The sequence below is a fragment of the Streptomyces sp. NBC_01450 genome (assembly GCF_036227505.1).
Classification (GTDB): domain Bacteria; phylum Actinomycetota; class Actinomycetes; order Streptomycetales; family Streptomycetaceae; genus Streptomyces.
In genome coordinates this window covers 1,849,394-1,866,922 of the sequence record NZ_CP109481.1, presented here as the reverse complement: position 1 = coordinate 1,866,922, position 17,529 = coordinate 1,849,394, and the positions used below count along the sequence as shown (strand labels likewise).

Here is a 17,529-nt window from a genome sequence, read left to right as displayed (position 1 = left end):
CTCCTACCATCTGACCGGGAGTTGGATCATTCCCTGGAGTGTGGTGCCCGGCTTGAAGGGGATCTCCGACACGGGCGCCGCGAGCTTCAGACCGGGCAGCCGGTCGAACAGGGTGCGCAGCGCGATCTCGATCTCCGCGCGGGCCAGGTTCTGTCCCAGGCACTGGTGAATGCCGAAGCCGAAGGCGAGATGGTGGCGGTCCTCGCGGTGCCAGTCCAGCTCGTCGGCCGCGTCGTGCAGAGCGGGGTCGCGGTTGATCAGGGACGTCGACATCATGACGCCGTCGTCCGCGCGTATCGTGTGGCCCGCGTACTCGATGTCCTGCGTCGCCACCCGCATCCCGCCCTCGGCGACCGAGAGGAAGCGCAGCAGTTCCTCGACGGCCGCGGGCATCAGGTCCGGGTTCGCGCGCAGTTCGGCGAGGTGCTCGGGGTGCTCGATCAGCGTGAACGCGCCGAGGGAGATCATGTTGGTGGTGGTCTCGTGCCCCGCGACGACCAGCAGCGCCGCCAGCGCCATCAACTCGTCACGCCGGATGACCCCTTGGGCGTACGGCTCGTGGATCAGCTCGTCGAGCAGCGCATCACCGGGCTCGCGCTGCTTGCGCTCGATCAACGCGCTCAGATAGGCGTCGAGTTGCTCCCCGGCCCGCTGGGTGTCCTCGACGGTCGGGCCGGCAAGGAGTCGGCGCGACTGCTCCTCGAAGAACTCGTGGTCGTCGTAGGGCACACCGAGCATGAGGCACATCACCTGGGACGACACGGGCAGCGCGAACGCGCTCACCAGCTCGGCCGGCGGCCCCTGGGCGATGATGTCGTCCACGAGCCGGTCGACAATCTCCTGAATGCGCGGGCGCAGGGCGGAGATGCGTTTGGCCGTGAAGGTGGGGATCACCGTCCGGCGCAGCGCCTTGTGCTCGGGGTCGTCCATGCCGAGCAGCGAGAGGCGGCGGCCGCGGACGCGGTTCTTGAAGCCCTCCGTCGGCGACGGGAACGCCTCGTTGTCCTGGTCCGCGGACAGGCGCGGGTCGCTGAGCAGGTCGCGGGCTGCGGTGAACCCGGTGACGAGCCACACGGCGCGGTCGTCGTAGAGCCTGACCCGGGTCAGCGGCCGGGCCGCGCGCAGCGGGTCGTAGCCGGCCGGCGGGTGGTACGGGCACGTACGGTCCTGAGGGAAGGGGACCAGTGGCTGCACCGCAGCTTCTTCCGTCATGGATGCCTCGCATCTGTAGCGACAGGTGAACCTGATCAGACGGCTCGCTGACGGCCTGGCCCGTGGGCAGAGCGCATGCGACCGGCGTCACCATAGACACGGGAGCCGGCCGCCGCACACGGTGTGCAACCTCGGAGATTCCGCGATTGCACACCGCCGAGGACACCGGATACCGGGATCCAGCAGGCAGCTTCGCGACCTGGCCGCCGCGCTGGGCGGACGCGCGTCCACCGGGCTTCCACGACGACTCGAGGCGATCAGTCGAAATCGCCGGGCTGGTAGTCGCCGCCGGGCGTGCGGTTGATGACGCCGAAGCGGTTGGAGGAGTTGATGAAGGAGATGAAGCACACCAGGGCCGACAGCTGCTCCTCGTCGTAGTACTTGGTGGCCTCGGTCCAGGCCTCGTCCGTGATGCCGCCGGCGCCGTCGGAGATCCGGGTGCCCTGCTCCGTCAGCTCCAGCGCGGCGCGCTCGGCGTCGGTGAAGACATTGGACTCGCGCCAGGCCGCGACCAGGTTGACCCGCGTCGCGGACTCCCCCGCGTGCGCGAGGTCCTTGGAATGCGCGTCCGTGCAGTAACCGCATCCGTTGATCTGGCTCGCGCGCAGCATCACCAGGTCCTGGGTCGACTTCGGCAGCGACGACTCCTTGATGAGCACGCGGCTCGCCGAGGCGAAGTACTTCAGGGCCTTGGCGACGACGGGGCTGCCGAAGAGGTTCAGGCGGGGTTCCATGACGATCTCCTCTGGTCGTGGTCGGTGCGTACATCCCTGAAGACACCGCGCATCGGCGGGCTGTGACATGGATGCGCATGACGGGCGGCCGCCAACCCCGCCCTTGAGAGGGACTCCAGCCGGATTCGAGACCGGCTAGCGGCGCGTTGACACTGTTCGGCAAGACCGCCTCCAATGTCGCTCGGAAACGGATCCGCCGTTGCAGACGCTGTCAGGAGGTGCACGTTGTCTCTGGCCGAGCAGATGACGTACCCGGCCGGCGATCCCGACGGGATCGCGTCGTCGGCCCTGTGGATCGAATCGCACCCGGTCACCCGCGTACGCATCGACTCGCTCCTCCTGGACGACTCCCCCCGGCTGTCCGGTCAGGACCAGGCCCATGTACGCGTGCTCGCCGAGGCCGGTGACCGCCTGCCGCCCATCACCGTGCACCGTCCCACCCTGCGCGTCATCGACGGTGTCCACCGGGTCCGTGCGGCCCAGGCCAACGGGTGCCGCGAGATCCCGGCGCGGCTGCTCGACTGCGACCGGGCCGCCGCCTTCGTGCTGGCCGTGCAGGCCAACGTCACCCACGGCCTGCCGCTGTCACGCACCGACCGCACGGCTGCGGCGGCCCGCATCGTCGCGGCCTTCCCGCAGTGGTCCGACCGCGCGGTCGCGGCGGCCGTGGGGATCTCCGACAAGACGGTCTCCCGCCTGCGTACGCGGGCGGCCACCGGGCGGGCGGCGCAGACCGGCACCCGGCTCGGCCGGGACGGCCGGGTGCGGCCCCTCGACAGCGGCCGGCGCCGCCGCCGCGCCGCCGCGCTCCTGCTCGAGGCGCCCGACGCGGGACTGCGTGAGGTGGCCCGCGCCACCGGGCTCTCCCCGGCCACGGTGCGCGACGTGCGGCGCCGGGTCGACCGGGGCGAGGACCCCGTGCCCGGCCGCTACCGCGACGCCCGGCCCGCCTCCCCCGCCCCCGCCGACCCGGACCGCCGACGTCCGCCCGCCGCGCCCGCCCGCGGTGAGCGCGAGGCCGCCCCGGTGGACCGGCACAAACTGCTCGCCAAGCTCAACGAGGACCCCTCGCTGCGGCTCAACGAAGCCGGCCGGCGCGCCCTGCGCTGGCTGCACCACTACTCCGTCACCGGCCAGGACATCGAGACGCTCGCCCACGGGCTGCCCTGCCACTGGGCCCCCGAGGTCGCCGACCTGGCCCGCAGCTGCGCGGCCGCCTGGAGCGAACTGGCCGGACGGCTCCAGGAACGCGCCCAGTAGCGCCCCCGCGCACCGCCCCGCTCGTCAGAACCGACGCACCTCAGGAGGCCTTCCGTGTCCGAGCAAGCCGAGACACCCGGTATCCCCGCCAGAGCAGACAGCGGTGGGGGCACCGGCGTCTGGTTCATCGGAGCCCGCGGCTCCGTCGCCACCACCGCGGTCGCCGGCTGCGCCGCGCTCGCCGCGGGCCTGCACGGGCCGACGGGCATGGTCACCGAGTCGCAGGCGTTCGCCGCCGCCTCGCTGCCCGCCCTGTCCGGACTCGTCTTCGGCGGCCACGACACGATCGACTGGCCGCTGCCCAAGCGCGCCGAGGCACTCGCCGCGCAGGGCGTCCTGCCGTACGGGCTCGTAGGAGCAGTGCACCGTGAACTCGCCGCAGCCGACCGGGAGATACGCACCGGCGGACCGCTGGCCGGCGACACGCGCGGCGACGAGGAGCTGATCTCGGCGTTCGCCGCGGACATCGAGGACTTCACCCGGCGCGCGGGCCTCGCCCGGACCGTCGTCGTGAACGTCGCCTCCACCGAACCCGCCCCGGCCGAGGGAGCGGACCGGCTGCCGGCGAGTTCGCTGTACGCGGCGGCCGCCCTGCGCGCGGGCTGCGCGTACGTCAACTTCACGCCGTCCACCGGGATACGTCACCCGGCCCTCGCCGAAGCGGCCGCGGCGGCCGGGGTGCCGTACGCGGGCCGGGACGGCAAGACCGGGCAGACCCTGCTGCGCGCGGTCCTCGCGCCCATGTTCCGCCAGCGCGCCCTGGACGTACGGGCCTGGTCCGGCACCAATCTGCTCGGCGGCGGCGACGGCGCGGCGCTCGCCGACTCCGCGGCCGCCGCGGCGAAGAACGCGGGCAAGAACCGGGTCCTTCAGGACAACCTCGGCGCGCTGCCGGAGGGCGAGGTGCACATCGACGACGTGCCGGCGCTCGGCGAGTGGAAGACCGCCTGGGACCATGTCGCCTTCGAGGGTTTCCTCGGCTCGCGGATGATCCTGCAGACCATCTGGCAGGGCTGCGACTCGGCGCTGGCCGCGCCCCTCGTGCTCGACCTGGCCCGGCTCGCCGCCCGCGCCCACGAGGCGGGCATCACCGGGAGCCTTCCCGGGCTCGGCTTCTACTTCAAGGACCCCGACGGCACCACCGCGGCCCTCGCCGAGCAGTACGACGAGCTCCTCGCGTTCGCCGCGACGCTGGGGGAGTCCCGGTGAGCACCCCCCGTGACTGGGCCGAACTCCTGCGTGTCTCGGCCCTGTTCACCGTCCCCGGCGACGCGCTCGCCGGTGCCGCCGCGAGCGGCGTGCGCCCCGGGGCCCGTACCGCCCTGGTGACCGGTGCCTCGCTGTGCCTGTACGAGGCGGGCATGGCGCTCAACGACTGGGCCGACCGGGCCGAGGACGCCGTCGAGCGCCCGCACCGCCCCCTGCCCTCGGGCCGGATCGCCCCCGCCCAGGCACTGGCGGCGGCGGCCGGTCTGACCGTCGCCGGGCTGGGCCTCGCGCTGGCCGCGGGCCGCCCCGCCGCGCTGACCGCGACCGCCCTCGCCGGCACCGTGTGGGCGTACGACCTGCGCCTGAAGCACACCCCCGCGGGCCCGGCCGCGATGGCCGCGGCCCGCAGCCTCGACCTCCTCCTCGGGGCGGTGGCAAGCACCAACTCCCGTACAGCAGAAGGAAGTTCGATCCGGGTGGTGCGCCGGGCCCTGTGGCCCGCCGCCGCGCTCGGCGCGCACACCTACGCGCTCACCCGGGTCTCCCGGGGCGAGACCCGGGGCGGCTCGTCGGGCGCACCGCTGGCCGCGCTCGGCGCGACGACCGCGCTCGGCGCGCTGACCGGCGCCAAGCGGCGCGCGGACGAAGCGCCCCACGCGTACGCCAGGGCCGCCCTCGCCGGCGCCTACGTGGCGACGGCCGCGGGCCCGTATCTGCACGCCGCGCTCAACCCGTCGCCGCCGCTGACCCAGAAGGCCGTCGGCGGCGGCATCCGCGCGATGATCCCGCTCCAGGCGGCCCTCGCGGCCCGCTCCGGCGCGCTCGCCTCCGCCGCGCTGCTCACCGGACTCGTCCCCGTGGCCCGCCGGCTGGCCAGGAAGGTGAGCCCCACATGAGCATCCGCCTCGGCTACGGCACCAACGGCCTGACCGATCTGCGGCTCGAGGACGCCCTCGGTGTCCTGGCCGAACTCGGCTATGACGGGGTCGGCCTGACCCTCGACCACATGCACCTCGACCCGTTCGGCCCCGATCTCGCCGGCCGGGTCGCCCGTATCGCCGCACGGCTGGACAGACTGGGCCTGTCCGTCACCGTCGAGACCGGCGCCCGCTATGTGCTCGACCCGCGCCGCAAGCACGCCCCGAGCCTGCTCGAACCGGAGCCCGAGGCCCGGGCGGCACGGACCGAGCTGCTGGTCACCGCGGTGCGGGTGGCCGCTGACCTCGGCGCGCACGCGGTGCACTGCTTCAGCGGCGTACGCTCCGTCGTCACCGGCGAGAGCGCCGCCTGGCAACTGCTCGGCGACTCCCTGGGCCCCGTCCTCGACGCCGCCGCGCAGGCCGGTGTGCCGCTCGCGCTCGAGCCGGAGCCCGGTCATCTCGTCCAGTCGCTGGCCGACTTCCACCGGCTGCGCGCCCTGCTGGGCGACCACCCGCAGCTCGGCCTCACCCTCGACATCGGCCACTGCCAGTGCCTGGAGCCGCTGCCGCCGGCCGAGTGTGTGAGAGCCGCCGGTCCCTGGCTGCGGCACGTGCAGATCGAGGACATGCGGCGCGGTGTGCACGAGCATCTGCCCTTCGGGGACGGTGAGATCGACTTCCCGCCGGTGCTGGCCGCGCTCGACGCCACCGGGTACCAGGGCCTCACCGTGGTCGAGCTGCCCCGCCACTCGCACGCCGGGCCCGAACTGGCCCGCTCCTCCATGGAGTTCCTGCGCGCGCAGCTCCCGGGCGCCGCCCGGCACCCGTCGCCGCGCTCGCGGCCCCGTCCGCGTAGGGAGACCCGGATGCCGATCACGCGTGAGGAACTGCCGGCCCGCCTCGGCCTGAGGGGCGCCGCCTGGATCGAGGACGCGCTCGCCGAGGCGCACAAGGCCGCGCACCGTGCGCCGGACTCGCCGCGCCGGGGTGTGCCGAAGTGGGAACTGCGCTTCGCGGCGGCCGGCCGCGAGTGCGGCTCGCCGGAGGCGACGGAGGCGGCCCGGGTGCTCCTGCTGCGCACGGCCCGCCCCGACGCGGCCGCGGTGAGACGGCTCTACGAGCGGGGCACCGGCGCCGAGCGTCGCGCCGTCCTGCTGGCCCTGCCGCATCTGCGGCTCCCCCCGCGGGAGGGGGTGGCGCTGGTCGAGGACGCGCTGCGCGCCAACGACACCGGGCTCGTCGCCGCCGCCGTCGGACCCTTCGCCACGGCGCATCTGGACGCCCACGCCTGGCGCCACGCCGTCCTGAAGTGCCTGTTCACCGGGGTGCCCCTGGCCGCCGTCGCGGGGCTCGCGGACCGGGCCCGCGGGGACCGCGAACTCGCCCGCATGCTGGGTGACTTCGCCGCGGAGCGCACCGCCGCGGGGCGAGCCGTCCCCGAGGACCTCAGCCACGTACTCGCCCTGACCGCCAAGGAAGTCTGATGCGCATCTTCGACCCGCACATCCACATGACCTCGCGCACCACCGACGACTACGAGGCGATGTACACGGCCGGGGTGCGCGCACTGGTCGAGCCCGCCTTCTGGCTCGGCCAGCCGCGCACCTCGCCGCAGAGCTTCCTGGACTACTTCGACGCGCTCCTCGGCTGGGAGCCGTTCCGGGCCGCGCAGTACGGGATCGCGCACCACTGCACGATCGCCCTCAACCCGAAGGAGGCGAACGACCCGCGCTGCACCCCGGTCCTGGACGAACTGTCGCGCTATCTGGTCAAGGACGGCGTCGTCGCAGTCGGCGAGATCGGCTACGACTCGATGACGCCCGCCGAGGACACGGCGCTCGCCGCGCAGCTCGAACTCGCCGCGGAGCACGGGCTGCCCGCGCTGGTGCACACCCCGCACCGCGACAAGCTGGTGGGTCTGCGCCGCACCCTCGACGTGGTCGCCGAGTCGAAGCTGCCGGTCGATCAGGTCCTGGTCGACCACCTCAACGAGACCACGGTCAAGGAGGCCAGAGCGGCCGGCGCCTGGCTCGGCTTCTCCGTCTACCCGGACACCAAGATGGACGAGCACCGCATGGTCGCCGTCCTGAAGGAGTACGGGCCCGAGCGGGTCCTGGTCAACTCGGCCGCGGACTGGGGCAGGAGCGATCCGCTCAAGACCCGCAAGGTCGGCGAGGCTATGCTCGCCGCCGGCTTCGACGAGGACGATGTGGACCGGGTGCTGTGGCGCAACCCCGTCGCGTTCTACGGACTCAGCGGCCGGCTCGCCCTGGAGCTCGCGAAGCCCGCGTCGCTGCACGAGGGCAACTCCATACTGCGCGGGGGCGAATGAGCCGTGCGCCTGACCCACCCCGACGGCTCGACCGTGCACCTCGCGTACTGCACCAACGTCCATCCGGCCGAGACCCTCGACGGTGTCGTCGCCCAGCTCGCCGAGCACTGCGAACCGGTCCGCCGGCGCCTGGGCACCGACCGTCTGGGCGTCGGACTGTGGCTGGCCCGTGACGCGGTGCGCGCCCTGAACGCCGACCCCGCCGCGCCGCGCCGCCTGCGCACCGAGCTGGACCGGCGCGGCCTCGAGGTCGTCACGCTCAACGGCTTTCCCTACGAGGGCTTCGGCGCCGAAGTGGTCAAGTACCGGGTGTACCGGCCCGACTGGACCGATCCGGAGCGTCTGGAGTACACCAGCGACCTGGCCCGTCTGCTGGCCCGGCTGCTGCCGCCGGACGTCACCGAGGGCACCGTCTCCACCCTGCCGCTGGCCTGGCGCACCGGCTTCGACGAGGCGGCCGCCGACGCGGCGCACCGGGCACTGAGCGAACTGGCCCGCCGCCTGGACCACGTGGAGCAGGAATCGGGCCGCTCGATCCGGATCGCCCTGGAGCCGGAGCCCGGTTGCGCGGTGGAGACCACCGCCGACGCGCTCGCCCCGCTCGCCGCCCTGCCCGGCCACCGCATCGGCCTGTGCCTGGACACCTGCCATCTCGCGACCGCCTTCGAGGATCCCGCGCGGGCGCTCGCCGCCCTCGATCGGGCGGGCATCCCCGTGCCCAAGGTGCAGCTGTCGGCGGCCCTGCATGCCGGCAACCCGCAAGACCCCGCGGTCCGTTCGGCGCTCGCCGCCTTCGACGAACCGCGCTTCCTGCACCAGACCCGGGCCCGCGCGGGCGGCGTCCTGCACGGCACCGACGATCTCGGTCAGGCGCTGGCGGGCGACGCCCTGCCGGACACCGTGCCCTGGCGCTCCCACTTCCACGTCCCCCTGCACGCCCCGCCCGCCCCGCCGCTGACCTCCACCCTCGACGTGCTGCGCGAGGCGCTCGACGTGCTGGTCGGCGGGCCGACGGCACGCAGCACCCACTTCGAGGTCGAGACCTACACGTGGCAGGCCCTGCCGCCCGCGGCACGTCCGGCCACCAACGCCGAGCTCGCCGACGGCATCGCCGCCGAACTCCGGCTCGCCCGCGACCTGTTGACCGACCTCGGACTCAAGGAGCAGCAGTGACCACGGCCCCGACTCCCCTGCTCGTCCTCGACGTGGTGGGCCTGACCCCCGCGCTCCTGGAACACATGCCGCGCCTGCGGGAACTCGGCGGCGCCGGCTCGCGCGCCGGGCTCGGTACGGTGCTGCCGGCCGTCACCTGCGCCGCCCAGTCGACGTTCCTGACCGGCACCCTGCCCGCCGAGCACGGCATCGTCGGCAACGGCTGGTACTTCCGCGAACTCGGCGAGGTGCTGCTGTGGCGCCAGCACAACGGGCTCGTCGAGGGCGACCGGCTCTGGGACGCGGCCCGCCGCCTGCACCCCGGCTACACCGTCGCCAACGTCTGCTGGTGGTACGCGATGGGCGCGGACACCGACTTCACGGTGACCCCCCGCCCGGTCTACTACGCCGACGGCCGCAAGGAGCCCGACTGCTACACGCGGCCGCCCGAGCTGCACGACGAACTCCACGCCGCACTCGGCACGTTCCCGCTGTTCCACTTCTGGGGTCCGGGCGCCGACCTCGTCTCCAGCCAGTGGATCATCGACGCGACCCGGCACCTCAACCGCACCCGGCATCCCGACCTGACGCTGTGCTACGTACCGCATCTCGACTACGACCTGCAGCGCTTCGGCCCCAAGGACCCGCGCTCGCTCAGGGCCGCCGCCGACCTCGACGCGGCGCTCGCCCCGCTGCTCGATGACGCGGAGGCCGAGGGACGCACCGTGGTCGCCCTGTCCGAGTACGGCATCACCGACGTCAGCCGGCCCGTCGACCTCAACCGGGTACTGCGCCGCGCCGGTTACCTCGAGGTGCACACCCAGGACGGTATGGAGTACCTGGACCCCATGGCCTCCCGCGCCTTCGCGGTCGCCGACCACCAGCTCGCGCACGTGTACGTACGGCGGCCCGAGGACGTCGCCGGCGTGCGGGAGGCGCTGGAGGGGGTCGCCGGGGTCGCCGAACTCCTGGGTGAGACGGGCAAGAAGGAGCACGGCCTGGACCACCCGCGCTCCGGTGAGCTGGTGGCGCTCGCCGAGCCGGACTCCTGGTTCACGTACTACTACTGGCTCGACGACGCCCGCGCCCCTGACTTCGCGCAGCTCGTCGAGATCCACCGCAAGCCCGGGTACGACCCCGCCGAGCTGTTCATGGATCCGCTCGACCCGTACGTGAAGGTGAGGGCGGCGGGTGCGGTGGCCCGCAAGAAGCTGGGCCTGCGCTACCGGATGGCCGTGGTCCCGCTGGATCCGGCCCCGGTGCGCGGCAGCCACGGCAGGCTGCCCGAGCGGCCCGAGGACGGGCCGGTGCTGCTGTGCTCGCGCCCCGGCGAGGTGAGCGGGACGCTCGCCGCCACGGAGGTCAAGTCGCTGCTGCTGCGGCTCGCCGGGCTCACGTGAGGTTGTCGAGAGCGCTGCGGAGCGTGTCGATGCGCCAGATCCCGTCCGTCTCACGGCGCAGGTGGAAGCGGTAGGCCCCGGAGATGGCCAGCGAGGAGGCGGCGTCCTGGATGCGCAGCTGGATCATGTAGGCGTGCGCCGTGGCCTCGTCGCCGGACAGGTCGATCACCTGGTTGGTGAACATGTGGCGCCGCTGGTCGCCCTGTTGGGGCCAGAGCGCGGCCTCCGCCGCCGCGATGGTCTCCGCGCCCCGGTGCAGCGGAGTCTCGATCTCCCCCATGACCGTGGCACGCCAGGTGGCGTCGGCGGTGAAGCACTCGGCGAGGGCGGCCTGGTCGCGCTCGTCGTAGGCCCAGCCGTAGCGGGCGATGCGCTCGGCGATCAGCAGGCGGTCCAGGGCCGGACCGCCGTGCTCACCGCCCGGGGAGCGCGGCGGGGTGAGGGCGACCAGTCCCGCGGCGGTGGCCCAGCCGGGGGCGGGGCGGGCGGTGGTGGCGGCCTCGGTGATGGTGTCCATGACTCTCCCTGTCTCTGAGGTCTGTGAGGTCTCGCTGGGCATTTCCTGTCCCGTAAAAGGATCGGTCCGGGCGGTCTGCACCGCCCGGACCACTCGGGACGCCTGCCGAAGCGCCCCGAGAACCCCCGGCTACCTGGCCAGTTGGGCCAGTTCGTCCAGGCGCGTCAGCTTGTGCGGGTTGCGCACCACATAGATCCGCGTGACGCGGCCGTCCTCGACCTCGAGGCTCACCGCGGCCGGCTCGCCGTCGAACTCGATACGGCCCGCGGGGGCGCCGTTGAGCCACACGGTCCTCGTCTCGAGCGCCTCGACCACCCGCTTCGCCCGGGCGAGCACCGGCGCCACCTCGGCGGCACCATGGATCGGCACCAGGGCGGCGGACACGACCCCGCCGCCATCGGCGATCATGACCACGTCGGGGGCCATGACCTCCATCAGGTCCTGCAGTTTCCCGGTGCGCAGCGCGGTCAGGAACCGCTCCACCACGACCTGTTGTTCCGAGCGGCTCACCTGCATCCGCGGCCGGCGGGCCGCCACGTGCTCGCGGGCACGCCGCGCGATCTGCCGCACCGCGGCCGCCGACTTGCCGACGGCCTCGGTGATCTCCCCGTACGGCATGTCGAAGACCTCACGGAGCACGAACACGGCCCGCTCGGTGGGTGCGAGCGTCTCGAGCACGGTCAGCATCGCGATCGAGACGCTCTCCGCGAGTTCTACGTCCTCGGCCACGTCGGGGCTGGTCAGCAGCGGCTCCGGGAGCCACTCCCCCACGTAGTCCTCGCGGCTGCGCGATAATGTCCGCAGCCGGTTGAGGGACTGGCGGGTGACGGCCCGTACGAGATACGCCCGTGGCTCGCGCACCTGGTTGCGGTCGACGTCGGCCCAGCGCAGCCAGGTCTCCTGCAGCACGTCCTCGGCGTCGGCCGCGGAGCCGAGCATCTCGTACGCGACGGTGAACAGCAGGTTGCGGTGGACGACGAACGGATCTTCGGTCATGGCGTCATGAGTCACACCGATCATGTTGTCAGGCAGCACCCGACGTCTGAGGGCGCTTGGCCAACGGGATCTGGCACGCCTCGGAGTAACCCTGCGACGTGATCCCGTGCGCGGTGTTGACCCGGGTCGACAGGTTGGCGAAGCCGACGAACACGGTGAGCTCGACCAGGCCCGCCGGGCCGAGCTGCTTGAGCAGGCTCGCCGACAGCTCGTCGGTGACGGTCGGCGGGGTGTTCGTCATGGCCTCGGAGTACTCCATCACCTCGCGCTCCAGCGGGGTGAACGCGTCGGAGTCACGCCAGTTGGGCACCTGGCTGGCCTTCTCCAGGTCGAGGTTCTGGTTCAGTGCGGCGAAGTAGTTGATGTCCAGGCACCAACTGCAGCCGACCTGGGCCGCCACGGCCATGTGCGCGAACGTCTTGAGGCCCTCGTCGACCGCGTCCCACGCAGCGGCCTTCGCCGAGAACTCCAGGTTGGAGGTGGCGACGGCGGGGTTGTTGAAAACCACCTCGACGGGCTCGGGTACGGAGCCGAGCTGCTTGACCAGAGCCTCCTTCATCTCGACGGGAAGCTCGGCCTTGGGGATACGCGGTGCCATGGTGTTCTCCTTTTTCAGGGGCCTTGCGGCCTGTTTGGCATGAAGACACCGCCGGGCGCACGAGTGTGACAACCATCCGTGCGCCGACGGAACGCCCGCCTGACCGGCGGCGGGCGTGGCGTGCTTCGTGGCTGGTGAACCCGGTCAGGTGGCCGGGAACTTCAGCAGCTCGCCGTCGGTGGTGCTCAGCGTGTTGCTGGTGACGTAGATGTCACCCTTCGCGTTGACGGCCAGGCCCGTGGGCTCCGTCAGCGGGGTGTCGGTCGCGATCGGGGTGGTGGCGCCCGTGTGTGCGTTGATCCGGGTCAGCGTGCCCGGGCCCGGGTCGGTCGAGGGGCCGGAGCCGTACGACAGGGCGATCAGGTCGCCGCCCGGGGCCACCGCGAGGTCGATGACGTCCGTCAGGCCGGTGGCGAAGACGGTCGGCGTGCTGCCGGGGACATAGCGCCAGATGCGGCTGAGGCCCTGGTACATGCCACTCATGTCGGCGATGTAGAACGCGCCGTCGCGGCCGCGCACGACGCCGGTCGGCACCGCCTGCAGGGCGGCGTTGTCGGTCGGCCGCGTGTTGGTGGGGAAGGCGAAGACGGTCTCGGTGCTGCCGTCGGAGTGGATCCGGATCAGGTCGTTGGCACCGGCGTCGGTGGCCAGGAAGTCCCGGCCGTCCTTGGCGAAGCCCCAGGGGTTGGAGAAGACCTCGGTGGTCCCGGGGTTCCCGGCGTCGGGGTTGTGCTCGAGCTCGTGCACGGCCAGGTCGCCCAGCACCTTGCCGTCGGTGGTGCTCAGGGTGCCGAGCGGACCGCTGCCCGCGCCGAGCGCCTCACGGTCCGAGGGCAGACCGCTCAGGCCGTAACTGATGCGGTACGTGCCGTCGCCCGCGGCCTCGGCCTGGACCGGCCCGCCGATGCGGGTGAGCACGCTGGTGCCGTAGTTCTGGTTGATCTGCTCGGAGGGCAGACCGGTGACCACACGGCCCTTCTTGGAGCCCGCGACCCGGTAGAGGGATCCGCTGAAACCGAGGCACCGGTTGCGTCCGACTTCCGCCGGCGGCGGGCACGGGGTGGCCGGGCCGCTGCCCGCCTCCACGACCAGGACCGATCCGTCGGCCTGGATCTGGACGTCGCGCGGGTTGTGCAGACCGTTCGCCACGACCACGGCACTCGCCGTGGCGGACGCGGCCTGGCTCGGTATCGCAGTCGCCGTGACGGTGCTCACGACTGCCATCGCCAAAAAGGCCCCCGCCCAAGACTTTCTTGCACCAGACATGACTCTCCTCAATGTGGCCCGCCCCCGCCGTCAGGGGTGAATGCAATCGGCACGATAGACGCGGGAGTTGGCCGCATCGCAGTGTGCAACATCGGAGATTCCGCGCTTGCACACCGGTCGCACAGAGAGAAATCGGGGCCCTGTGGGCCTGTACGCAGGTGAGGACTGAGCCCGAACCCAAGAAATCCGCAGGTGGCTCTGAAAGTCCCGTAGAGCAGCGCTCTAGCAACTCTCCACCCCTGCTCAGGCGTTCAGGGCTGGGCACCCGCCTCCTGGTACTCCGGCTGGACTTCGCGCAGCTCGCCGTCGGCCGCGGGGCCGCCTTGAACCCGCGCGCCGGCATGCCGCCCGGTGGGCGCGGCCGGAAGGCTTGCCACAGTTGACGACCCGCCCTTTCAAGGCGCCTTCCGCAGCGCCGCTGACCTGCGGGAACGTGAAATTCCGGGTGGAGTACTAGGGGATTCGTAGGGGGGGTAGGGGCTGGTTTCCACGTCAACGAATCGCGAGGATCGCAAACGATCGTGGCACTTTCTCATTCAGCACCGATTCGCTCAAGGGCGATGTGGTAATTCCCGTCGTCTTTCCGCGCGGTCGGACGGGTACCTCGACAAACGCTGCGGAGGCTCGGTGGAAGGCATTCGACTTTCTGTGCTCGGTGCCGGTGTCATGGGCACCGGCGTGACCACATTGGCGCTGGGGCACGGAGTTCCGGTCCTGCTGGTCGACGTCGACCAGGCCAGGCTCGACGAGGCACAGGCCAGGATTCGGCAACAACTGCGCATGGCCCAGATGATGGGCGAACTGCCCCAGGGGCACACGCCCGGCCGGCTCACCACGAGCGTGACGCTCGACGAAGTGGCCGGCAGCACCGCCGTGATCGAGGCGGTCACCGAACTCGCCGACGTCAAGGCCAAGGTGCTCGCCGAGGTGTCCGGCCTGGTGGAGCCCGGCACGGTGCTGGTGACCAACACCTCGTCGTTCCCCATCGACGAGATGGCCGATGCGGTGGCGCACCCGCAGGATCTGATCGGCACCCACTTCATGAATCCGGCCTACCTCATCAAGACGGTGGAGGTCATCCGGGGCCGGCGCACCAGTGACGCCACGCTCGCCGGAGTGCGCGGCGTGCTCACCGCGCTCGGCAAGGAGCCGGTGGTCGTCAACGACGCCCCGGGCTTCGTGACGAGCCGCGTCCTGCATCCCATGATCAATGACGCCGCCCGTGTCGTGCAGGAGGGCACGGCGAGCGCCGAAGCGGTCGACGCGCTCATGCAGGGCTGCCTCGGTCACCGTACGGGGCCGCTGCGCACCGCCGACCTGATCGGGATCGACAACCTCGTCGACTCCCTGTGGGTGCTGCACGAGCGCACCGGGGACGAGGGGTGCCGTCCCTGCGATCTGCTCCTCGAAAAGGCACGGACCGGCCACCACGGCCGCAAGAGCGGTCGCGGTTTCTACGAGTACGGAGAACCCCTGTCATGACTACCTCGTCCAACGCCGTCACGGTCGAAGAATCCATTCAGGCCTTTCTGCAAGAAAGGACGAAGAGGTCGTGGGAGCCCGACATCGACCTCTTCGCCACCGGCGGAGTCTCCTCCCTGTTCGCCATGGAACTCGTGGTGCATCTGGAGAAGACCTTCGCGATCACCATCGCCGGACCCGACCTCATGATCGACAACTTCCGTACGGTGCGCACGATGACCGCTCTGGTCAGTCGGCTGCGGGGAGCGGGCGGCAGCGATGAGTGATACAGCCGATCTCACGGACGAACTGTCCAAGACCGTCACCGACCTCGTCGGCGACCAGGCCGGCGCATGGGACCGGGCCGGGCTGCTCCCCGACGATCTGCTCAGGAAGTGCAGCGCCTCCGGCGTGCTGTGCGCCGAGGTGCCGCGCGAGTACGGCGGGCACGGCCTGAGCAGTTCGGCGGGCGGCGAGTTCACCGCCCACGTGGGCAGCCTGTGCAGTTCCCTGCGCAGCGTCATGACCTCGCAGGGCATGGCGGCCTGGAGCATTCAGCGCCTGGGCACCGCGAGCCAGCGCAGCGCCCTGCTGCCCCGGCTGACCAGCGGTGAACTGGCCGCCGTCGCGTTCAGCGAACCGGACGCGGGCAGCGACCTGAACGGCATCACCACGACGATCCGCGCCGAGGGCGAGCACGTCGTCATCGACGGCCGCAAGAAGTGGATCACCGTGGGCCGTTACGCGGATCTCCTCGTCGTGTTCGGCCGGTACGGGGACGGAGCCGCCGCCGTCGTCGTCCCCCGCGACACCCCCGGTGTCCGCGTCGAACCGGTGGCCGACCCGCTCGGCTGCCGGGCGGCGGGCCACGCGAACATCGAGTTCCGCGCGGCCAGGGTCCCGGCCGACCATGTCCTGGGCGGTCCTGGCCAGTCCCTGCCGATGCTGGTGACGGCGGCTTTGACGTACGGCCGGATCTCGGTGGCCTGGGGGTGCGTCGGCATCCTGCGCGCCTGTCTGCGGGCCGCCGCGCGACACACCACCTCCCGGCGTCAGTTCGGCCGGAAGCTGGCCGAACACCAGCTGGTGGCAGGGCACTTGGCGGATCTGGTGGTGGCCGAGCAGATTGCCACGCAGGCCTGTGCCGAGGCGAGCCGGGCCCGCGACGAAGGGGCGCCCGAGATGTTCGTCAAGGCCGTGGCCGCCAAGCACATCGGCGCCACGCACGCCGCACGGGCGTCCGCGACGACCGTACAGCTGCTGGCGTCCGCGGGCGCCGAGGACGGCGCGGTGGCCGCGCGCGCGTACCGGGACGCGAAGCTGATGGAGATCATCGAAGGCACCAACGAGATATGCCAGTTGATCCTGGCCGACCATGCAGTGGCGGAGTGGGCATGACGACCTTGGTGAAGTGCCTGGTCTGGGACCTGGACAACACGTTGTGGAACGGCACGCTGCTGGAGGACGGCGAGGTCGCACCGCTGCCCGGCGTCCTGGAGACCGTACGGGAGCTGGACTCCCGCGGCATCCTTCAGTCGGTGTCGAGCAAGAACGATCACGACCTGGCGTGGCGGCGGCTCGAGGAGCTGGGCGTCGCCGAGTACTTCGTCCTGCCGATGATCGGCTGGGGGCCCAAGTCGCAGTCGGTCAAGGAGATCGCCGAGCGGCTGAACTTCGCGCTCGGCACCATCGCGTTCATCGACGACCAGCCCGCCGAACGCGCGGAGGTCACCTTCCATCTGCCGGACGTGCGCTGCTACGACGCCTCGCAGGCGGACGAACTGACGGCGCTGCCCGAGTTCAGTCCCGAGCGGGTGACGGTCGACTCGCGCCGGCGCCGGCTGATGTACCGGGCGGGGTTCGAAAGGGATGCGCGGCGGGCCGAGTTCACCGGCCCGGACGAGGAGTTCCTGCGCTCGCTCGACCTCGTCATGCGCATCGGCCGGGCGGGCGAGGAGGAGCTGTCCAGGGTCGAGGAACTGACCCTGCGCACCAGCCAGATGAACGCCACCGGCGTCCACTACTCCGACGCGGCACTGCGCGCCCTGCTCGCCGACGACGACCACGAAGTGCTGGTGACCACGCTCACCGACCGTTTCGGTCCGCACGGCGCGGTCGGCATCATCCTGCTGGAGAAGCACCCCGCCGTCTGGCGCCTGAAGCTGCTCGCCACGTCGTGCCGGGTGGTCTCCTTCGGGGCCGGCACGGTCCTGCTCAACTGGCTGGAGAGCGAGGCCGCACGCGCCGGTGTCCATCTGACCGCGGATTTCCGCAGGACCGACCGCAACCGGATGATGGAGATCGCCTACCGGTTCGCCGGATTCACCAGCGAGACCTGCGGCTGCACGCAGGACGTGCCCTTCGCGGCGGACGGTGAGGGCATCCAGCGACTGCACCTCAAACCCACCGACAAGGGTGCGCCCACCACCCTGCGGCTCGTCGCACCGGACCTCGTGGCAAAAGGAGCCTGAC

Annotated in this window: 17 protein-coding genes and 1 pseudogene; 12 read left to right on the top strand and 6 right to left on the bottom strand. The window is 71.8% G+C overall.

Annotation, left to right across the window (positions count from 1 at the left end; genetic code table 11):
* Positions 1-3: 3 nt before the first annotated feature.
* Together OG568_RS57200 and OG568_RS57195 are read right to left on the bottom strand one after the other, a co-directional pair.
* Positions 4-1,212, bottom strand: coding sequence for a cytochrome P450 (locus OG568_RS57200; protein WP_329537883.1), 1,209 nt, complete (start codon positions 1,210-1,212; stop codon positions 4-6).
* 257 nt (positions 1,213-1,469) lie between these two features.
* Positions 1,470-1,946, bottom strand: a complete 477-nt coding sequence (locus tag OG568_RS57195; protein ID WP_329537882.1) for a carboxymuconolactone decarboxylase family protein — start codon at positions 1,944-1,946, stop codon at positions 1,470-1,472.
* 225 nt (positions 1,947-2,171) lie between these two features.
* Here OG568_RS57195 and OG568_RS57190 point away from each other — a divergent pair, with 225 nt between their 5' ends.
* From OG568_RS57190 to OG568_RS57155, 8 genes and pseudogenes are all read left to right on the top strand, one after another.
* Positions 2,172-3,206 carry a ParB/RepB/Spo0J family partition protein gene (locus OG568_RS57190; protein WP_329537881.1) on the top strand — a complete coding sequence of 345 codons (1,035 nt, stop codon included), beginning with the start codon at positions 2,172-2,174 and terminating at the stop codon, positions 3,204-3,206.
* A gap of 54 nt (positions 3,207-3,260) precedes the next feature.
* Positions 3,261-4,415, top strand: coding sequence for an inositol-3-phosphate synthase (locus OG568_RS57185; RefSeq protein ID WP_329537880.1), 1,155 nt, complete (start codon positions 3,261-3,263; stop codon positions 4,413-4,415).
* Positions 4,412-5,311 (top strand): SCO3242 family prenyltransferase, encoded by a 900-nt coding sequence (locus tag OG568_RS57180; protein WP_329537879.1) that lies wholly within the window; start codon positions 4,412-4,414, stop codon positions 5,309-5,311. The genes OG568_RS57185 and OG568_RS57180 overlap by 4 nt, the downstream gene beginning before the upstream one ends.
* Positions 5,308-6,144: pseudogene (locus OG568_RS57175) on the top strand (sugar phosphate isomerase/epimerase family protein); the annotation flags it as partial. The gene OG568_RS57180 and the pseudogene OG568_RS57175, both read left to right, overlap by 4 nt.
* Complete coding sequence (locus OG568_RS57170) at positions 6,118-6,819, top strand: EboA domain-containing protein (protein WP_329538307.1); 702 nt, start codon at positions 6,118-6,120, stop codon at positions 6,817-6,819. The pseudogene OG568_RS57175 and the gene OG568_RS57170, both read left to right, overlap by 27 nt.
* Positions 6,819-7,667, top strand: coding sequence for a TatD family hydrolase (locus OG568_RS57165; RefSeq protein ID WP_266592773.1), 849 nt, complete (start codon positions 6,819-6,821; stop codon positions 7,665-7,667). Before OG568_RS57170 ends, OG568_RS57165 begins: the two co-directional genes overlap by 1 nt.
* Positions 7,668-7,670: 3 nt before the next feature.
* Positions 7,671-8,840 carry a metabolite traffic protein EboE gene (gene eboE / locus OG568_RS57160; RefSeq protein WP_329537878.1) on the top strand — a complete coding sequence of 390 codons (1,170 nt, stop codon included), beginning with the start codon at positions 7,671-7,673 and terminating at the stop codon, positions 8,838-8,840.
* Positions 8,837-10,219, top strand: coding sequence for a nucleotide pyrophosphatase/phosphodiesterase family protein (locus OG568_RS57155; protein WP_329537877.1), 1,383 nt, complete (start codon positions 8,837-8,839; stop codon positions 10,217-10,219). The genes eboE and OG568_RS57155 overlap by 4 nt, the downstream gene beginning before the upstream one ends.
* Here OG568_RS57155 and OG568_RS57150 read toward each other — a convergent pair.
* The 4 genes from OG568_RS57150 to OG568_RS57135 form a co-directional block, all read right to left on the bottom strand.
* Entirely contained in the window at positions 10,212-10,736 is a 525-nt protein-coding gene (locus tag OG568_RS57150; protein ID WP_329537876.1) for a nuclear transport factor 2 family protein, read from the bottom strand. The genes OG568_RS57155 and OG568_RS57150 overlap by 8 nt on opposite strands.
* Before the next feature lie 129 nt (positions 10,737-10,865).
* Positions 10,866-11,732 (bottom strand): RNA polymerase sigma-70 factor, encoded by an 867-nt coding sequence (locus tag OG568_RS57145; protein ID WP_266592781.1) that lies wholly within the window; start codon positions 11,730-11,732, stop codon positions 10,866-10,868.
* A 28-nt stretch (positions 11,733-11,760) separates the two neighbouring features.
* A complete protein-coding gene (locus OG568_RS57140; protein WP_329537875.1) occupies positions 11,761-12,330 on the bottom strand; it encodes a carboxymuconolactone decarboxylase family protein in 570 nt (189 codons plus the stop codon).
* Positions 12,331-12,474: 144 nt separating this feature from the next.
* Positions 12,475-13,545, bottom strand: a complete 1,071-nt coding sequence (locus tag OG568_RS57135) for a ScyD/ScyE family protein (RefSeq protein WP_329537874.1) — start codon at positions 13,543-13,545, stop codon at positions 12,475-12,477.
* 678 nt (positions 13,546-14,223) lie between these two features.
* Between OG568_RS57135 and OG568_RS57130 the strand changes: the two genes are divergently transcribed.
* From OG568_RS57130 to OG568_RS57115, 4 genes are read left to right on the top strand one after another with little or no spacing between them, the layout of a single operon-like run.
* Positions 14,224-15,078, top strand: a complete 855-nt coding sequence (locus OG568_RS57130) for a 3-hydroxyacyl-CoA dehydrogenase family protein (protein WP_266592787.1) — start codon at positions 14,224-14,226, stop codon at positions 15,076-15,078.
* A complete protein-coding gene (locus OG568_RS57125) occupies positions 15,075-15,344 on the top strand; it encodes an acyl carrier protein (RefSeq protein ID WP_266592789.1) in 270 nt (89 codons plus the stop codon). The genes OG568_RS57130 and OG568_RS57125 overlap by 4 nt, the downstream gene beginning before the upstream one ends.
* Entirely contained in the window at positions 15,337-16,455 is a 1,119-nt protein-coding gene (locus OG568_RS57120) for an acyl-CoA dehydrogenase family protein (protein ID WP_329537872.1), read from the top strand. The genes OG568_RS57125 and OG568_RS57120 overlap by 8 nt, the downstream gene beginning before the upstream one ends.
* The gene (locus tag OG568_RS57115) at positions 16,452-17,528 is read left to right on the top strand and encodes an HAD-IIIC family phosphatase (RefSeq protein WP_329537871.1); all 1,077 of its coding nucleotides are present in this window, start codon (positions 16,452-16,454) and stop codon (positions 17,526-17,528) included. Before OG568_RS57120 ends, OG568_RS57115 begins: the two co-directional genes overlap by 4 nt.
* Position 17,529 lies beyond the last annotated feature (1 nt).

What these genes read in the sequence shown, in the direction of transcription:
- OG568_RS57200 (WP_329537883.1), bottom strand. Translation starts at nt 1,212, where the DNA reads ATGACGGAAGAAGCTGCGGTGCAGCCACTGGTCCCCTTCCCTCAGGAC.
- OG568_RS57170 (WP_329538307.1), top strand. Translation starts at nt 6,118, where the DNA reads ATGGAGTTCCTGCGCGCGCAGCTCCCGGGCGCCGCCCGGCACCCGTCG.
- OG568_RS57115 (WP_329537871.1), top strand. Translation starts at nt 16,452, where the DNA reads ATGACGACCTTGGTGAAGTGCCTGGTCTGGGACCTGGACAACACGTTG.
- OG568_RS57120 (WP_329537872.1), top strand. Translation starts at nt 15,337, where the DNA reads ATGAGTGATACAGCCGATCTCACGGACGAACTGTCCAAGACCGTCACC.
- OG568_RS57195 (WP_329537882.1), bottom strand. Translation starts at nt 1,946, where the DNA reads ATGGAACCCCGCCTGAACCTCTTCGGCAGCCCCGTCGTCGCCAAGGCC.
- OG568_RS57165 (WP_266592773.1), top strand. Translation starts at nt 6,819, where the DNA reads ATGCGCATCTTCGACCCGCACATCCACATGACCTCGCGCACCACCGAC.
- OG568_RS57145 (WP_266592781.1), bottom strand. Translation starts at nt 11,732, where the DNA reads ATGACCGAAGATCCGTTCGTCGTCCACCGCAACCTGCTGTTCACCGTC.
- OG568_RS57140 (WP_329537875.1), bottom strand. Translation starts at nt 12,330, where the DNA reads ATGGCACCGCGTATCCCCAAGGCCGAGCTTCCCGTCGAGATGAAGGAG.
- OG568_RS57125 (WP_266592789.1), top strand. Translation starts at nt 15,075, where the DNA reads ATGACTACCTCGTCCAACGCCGTCACGGTCGAAGAATCCATTCAGGCC.
- OG568_RS57150 (WP_329537876.1), bottom strand. Translation starts at nt 10,736, where the DNA reads ATGGACACCATCACCGAGGCCGCCACCACCGCCCGCCCCGCCCCCGGC.